At 32.3% G+C, this 1714-nt stretch carries 2 protein-coding genes; both read right to left on the bottom strand.

Features of this window, described 5'->3' with window-relative positions; translation table 11 throughout:
* Nucleotides 1-58 precede the first annotated feature (58 nt).
* The gene (locus V7149_RS23820; protein WP_335348055.1) at nucleotides 59-547 is read right to left on the bottom strand and encodes a DinB family protein; all 489 of its coding nucleotides are present in this window, start codon (nucleotides 545-547) and stop codon (nucleotides 59-61) included.
* 505 nt (nucleotides 548-1052) lie between these two features.
* Nucleotides 1053-1714: hypothetical protein (locus tag V7149_RS23815; protein WP_335348054.1), on the bottom strand; the 662-nt coding region annotated here is incomplete at its 5' end.

The following is a 1714-nucleotide window of genomic DNA, read 5'->3' as shown; positions in this document are numbered from 1 at the left end:
TTCCTTATTTCAGAAAAGCGCCCTATAAAGGAATAACTGTAAAGCTAAAAAGGCTTTTTTAGAAGCTGCGTTTCCCTGGCCAAGCTCCTTGCATTTTACTTAGGAATACAATTTGTCCAATATGATATGCGTCGTGCATTGCTAAACTCTTCAGTTCAAGCACTAATGGATTGTCATTTGGAATCGGTCTATACAAATCTTCTAGATCTGATTTTGCTAGTATTTTTTCAAGTTCACGATGAACAGAAAAGTATTCTTGTTTTGTTTCCTTCCAATTTTGAAAGGTCTCAGTTGGTAATCGATATGTAGCGTCATTATTTTCTGCCTTTGGTTCATTTGCTGTTTCACCAAGAAAGCGTAACAGAATTCTCTTTTCAAAGAAAAGTAAATGACAAACTAATTCCCAAATGGAATGTGCCCCCTCAACTGGTTTCCAAATTGCCTGTTCCAAAGTAATATTCTCTAGTACTTTTTCAAGTGGTGGAAACCAGTCTTCTTTATCTAAGCAGCTTGCCCATTGTTGTAACAAAAGTGTCCTTACATCCATTTTCTATTCCCTCCAATCTTATCCCTTTTAATAGATAATCCCTTTGGTCAATATTCATTTGCGGCGTGTTGTTTTGGCATAACTTACAATTTCGAGATGAACCATCTGATTACCTCCCTTACTCCACAATCTGGCCCTTTAATTGAATAATATAACTGAAGTTTAAGGGTCAAAAGAAAAATCCTATTAATACAGGGTTTTATCAAACTTTGATAAAATATCAATCTTTTTTACAAATGATCAAACTTTATTGATGACCCTCAATACTATCTTATCTGCTGTTCTTCAGTTAAATTTTTCATATCCAAAAGTTAAACCGATAACAAATAACCAAAATATAGTCTTAATACCGTATTAGTTACTACTTTTTACAATAGTTGTCTTTATGTATAATATCTGCGTTTTGTCAGCGAACCCTTAATAGAAAAAAGCATTGATTCCTTTTTAATGTAAAAACCCATTCTAAGTTCCTGCCGTAAGAATGGGTTTCCCCAAATTTTAAGTTTTAAAAATTATGCTTTTTTTCCACTTCAAGCCTTTCCTTCTTTATATCATCAATTTTTTTTTGCAGTCTATCAATTTCAGGAGTTTCTTTTATAGTAATCAGCCTTTCCCCAAATTCTATAAGTGAAGTATATTCATTCATTATAGGCGTCCTTCTTCCATTGTATTTTCTATGGGAAGGTGCTAAAATACATGGTCCACGAGTCGTTGAAACAAGAATTCCTTTTAAACCAACATTCGTTAACTCCATTTGTTTAACATCTGTAATATCTTCTAATAGAAACCCATAAGCCTGTTCTGGGTAATCCCCTTCAATGCTTAACTTAGTCCATACATTACTAAAACCTTTATCATAAACAATAACTTTTTTATTAGTTAAATAAAGAGTTCCTGCTGCTCTAACATTCCATATATCATCTGGCTCACCATCTGATATTTCACTAATTGAACTTAACCTAACATTGCCCATATCCATAGATGTTTTTAAATACATTTGGTCTCTGTAATTAGGAGTATATCCATACCAAGCTACATCTTCTTGCTGAAACAAACATATTTCATCAAGTTCTAAATAATGATTATAATTACCCAAGTTTATTGTTGAATTGTTTTCTTGAGAATCTTGGCCTTTATTTTCATTTATATCTTTATTCTTTTTTTTAT

This window comes from Bacillus sp. JJ1503, assembly GCF_036965125.1.
Taxonomy (GTDB): Bacteria; Bacillota; Bacilli; order Bacillales; family Cytobacillaceae; genus Cytobacillus.
This window is presented reverse-complemented; position numbering and strand designations above follow the sequence as displayed.